At 68.2% G+C, this 2,386-nt stretch carries 6 protein-coding genes; 3 read left to right on the forward strand and 3 right to left on the reverse strand.

The genetic code is table 11. The features are described from left to right. Together VFA16_RS23830 and VFA16_RS16580 are read right to left on the reverse strand one after the other, a co-directional pair. The coding region (locus tag VFA16_RS23830) for an alpha-amylase family glycosyl hydrolase (RefSeq protein WP_414687745.1) at positions 1-314 on the reverse strand (314 nt) is incomplete at its 3' end. Next, on the reverse strand, positions 197-583 hold the full coding sequence (locus VFA16_RS16580) for a globin (protein WP_160315066.1): 387 nt from the start codon (positions 581-583) through the stop codon (positions 197-199). The genes VFA16_RS23830 and VFA16_RS16580, both read right to left, overlap by 118 nt. Before the next feature lie 164 nt (positions 584-747). Between VFA16_RS16580 and VFA16_RS16585 the strand changes: the two genes are divergently transcribed. The 3 genes from VFA16_RS16585 to VFA16_RS16595 all read left to right on the forward strand — a co-directional run bounded on the left by VFA16_RS16585 (position 748) and on the right by VFA16_RS16595 (position 2,156). Next, positions 748-1,395: an HNH endonuclease gene (locus VFA16_RS16585; RefSeq protein WP_048893033.1), complete on the forward strand. Its 648-nt coding sequence runs from the start codon at positions 748-750 to the stop codon at positions 1,393-1,395. 82 nt (positions 1,396-1,477) lie between these two features. Next, positions 1,478-1,702, forward strand: coding sequence for a hypothetical protein (locus tag VFA16_RS16590; RefSeq protein WP_048893032.1), 225 nt, complete (start codon positions 1,478-1,480; stop codon positions 1,700-1,702). Beyond that, a complete protein-coding gene (locus VFA16_RS16595) occupies positions 1,689-2,156 on the forward strand; it encodes a DUF5130 domain-containing protein (protein ID WP_048893031.1) in 468 nt (155 codons plus the stop codon). Before VFA16_RS16590 ends, VFA16_RS16595 begins: the two co-directional genes overlap by 14 nt. A 35-nt stretch (positions 2,157-2,191) precedes the next feature. On the opposite strand, the gene VFA16_RS16600 is transcribed toward VFA16_RS16595, so the two are convergent. Beyond that, positions 2,192-2,386: hypothetical protein (locus VFA16_RS16600; RefSeq protein ID WP_324968868.1), on the reverse strand; the 195-nt coding region annotated here is incomplete at its 5' end.

Here is a 2,386-nt window from a genome sequence, read left to right on the forward strand (position 1 = left end):
CCGTGGTCGGCCATGGGTGAAACGGTGACCGGGTTGAGCCAGATGGCGTCGACGCCGAGCAGGGTCAAATACTCGAGGCGGGCCACCACTCCGTCCAGGTCGCCGACGCCGTCGCCGTTGCTGTCGGCGAAGGATCGCGGATACACCTGGTAAAACACCGCATGCGACCACCACGCGCGGCCACCACCGCGACCCATCAGAATGGTGAGTTGACCAGGGAGTGGGCCGCCATTTCCAGATAGTCGAGCAATTCCTTGCGGTGCTCGTCGTCCAGGGTCTGCGCGTCGATGGAGGCGACGGCGGTGTGCATGCATCGCAGCCAGGCGTCGCGCTCAAGCGGGGAGATCCGAAATGGCATATGGCGCATCCGTAACCGGGGATGGCCGCGCCGTTCGGAGTACGTTCGCGGGCCACCCCAGTACTGCTCGAGGAACATCCGCAATCGCTCCTCGGCACCCGAAAGGTCCTCTTCCGGATATACCGGGCGCAGGATCTCGTCCTCGGCGACCAGCTGGTAGAACCGCGACACGATCGCGTGGAACGTTTCCGCGCCGCCGACGGCGTCGTAGAAGGACTGTTGCACCGGTTCCATCGCTTCCATTGTGGGGCATCACCCGCGGCACGACGGCACCCCGTGTCCGCCGGATCACCCGCGGGCACCTGATGTTCACCTTTTGACCAGGGCACACAGCCCGAATTGGCGTGCGATCGGGGGCGAATCATGGTGGACTGTTCGGCGGAGGACCTATGGCGCAGCGCACGAAACGCCGCAGCCACCGCAGTTCTGCGGCCGCGGCACGGCTAACCGGGCCAGCGGCCGGCTCATGCCTGCGCAGCGTCGACGCCCGTCCGCCCAGTCCCCACGACGGCGCCTCTTTCTGGACGCGCCGTCGTGTGCTGTTACTGAACTCGACCTACGAACCGCTGACGGCGTTGCCGCTGCGCCGGGCGATCATCATGCTGATCTGCGGCAAAGCCGACGTCGTGCACGATGACCCGGCCGGGCCGGTCATCCACTCCGCGACCAGGTCGATTGTCGCGCCGTCGGTGATCCGGCTGCGCTCGTACGTCCGGGTGCCGTACCGGGCTCGCATCCCGCTGACCAGGGCCGCGCTGATGCACCGCGACCGGTTTTGTTGCGCCTACTGCGGGTCCAAGGCCGACACCGTCGACCACGTGGTGCCGCGCAGCCGCGGCGGCGACCACTCCTGGGAGAACTGCGTGGCCTGCTGCTCGACCTGCAACCACCGCAAGGGCGACAAGCTGCTCGACGAGCTCGGCTGGACGCTGCGCCTGGCGCCGACCCCGCCGAAGGGACAGCACTGGCGACTGCTGTCGACAGTCAAAGAACTCGACCCCGCATGGGCGCGATACCTCGGCGAGGGCGCGGCCTAGCCCGTCGTCGACTCAGCGGGGCAACGCGTCGGGGCGGAGCCGGGCAACCCCACGATGGGATACCGTGTGCGTCGTGAGCGTGATGGAGATCCACCTCTACTTCCTGGGAATCCCCCTGTTGCTGGTGGCCGTGCTGGCCGCGCTGATCTGGTCACGACGGGGACCGCATCCGGCGACGTACAAGTTGTCGGAGCCGTGGACGCATCCCCCGATCCTGTGGGCCGCCACCGACGAGGACGTCGGCGGCCGCCACGGACACGGCAACTCGGAGTTCAGCGTGGGGGGTGGGGCCAGTGGCCGGTGGTGAAGTCGCGACAATCGCACCCGCCCAACTGCCGAACGGGTGGGTCATCACCGCCAGCGGAAGAATTTCCGGCGTCACCGAGCCGGGCGATGTCTCGGTGCACTACCCGTTTCCGATCAAAGACCTTGTCACGCTTGACGACGCGCTGACCTACGGGTCGCGGGCAGCCAAGGCGCGGCTGGCCGTCTACATCGGCGATCTGGGCAGCGACACCGCAGCGCGCGCCCGCGAGATCCTGGCGAACGTTCCGACCCCCAACAACGCGGTACTGGTAGCCGTTTCGCCTGACCAGCATGCGATCGAGGTGGTCTACGGCGCGCAGGTGCGCGGCCGCGGTGCCGAATCGGCGGCGCCATCGGCCGTGGCGGCCGCCGCGTCGGCGTTCAAAGAGGGCAACCTGATCGACGGGCTGGTCAGTGCGGTCCGAGTGCTCAGCGCGGGGATCTCGCCGATCTAGCTGACCGCGTGGCCGCAAGCGGCCCCGCTCGTGGGTCAGGCCGTTCCCGAGCCGTCGAGTCGGCGGGCGTTCAGCGCGCGCTCCACCTCCGCGCGGCCCTCCAGCACCAGTCGGCGCAACGGCGGAGGCACGTCGGGGTCGGCCAGGAAGTCATCGGCGGCGGCCAGCCCGTCGTCGCTGATGTCCCAGGACGGATACAGACCGATCACCACCGTTTGTGCGACTTCACT

Origin of the sequence: Mycobacterium sp., from assembly GCF_035653355.1 — a bacterium.
Taxonomy (GTDB): domain Bacteria; phylum Actinomycetota; class Actinomycetes; order Mycobacteriales; family Mycobacteriaceae; genus Mycobacterium.

Excerpts from the sequence above, each read along its gene's own strand:
- VFA16_RS16585 (WP_048893033.1), top strand. The coding sequence starts at position 748 with ATGGCGCAGCGCACGAAACGCCGCAGCCACCGCAGTTCTGCGGCCGCG.
- VFA16_RS16590 (WP_048893032.1), top strand. The coding sequence starts at position 1,478 with ATGGAGATCCACCTCTACTTCCTGGGAATCCCCCTGTTGCTGGTGGCC.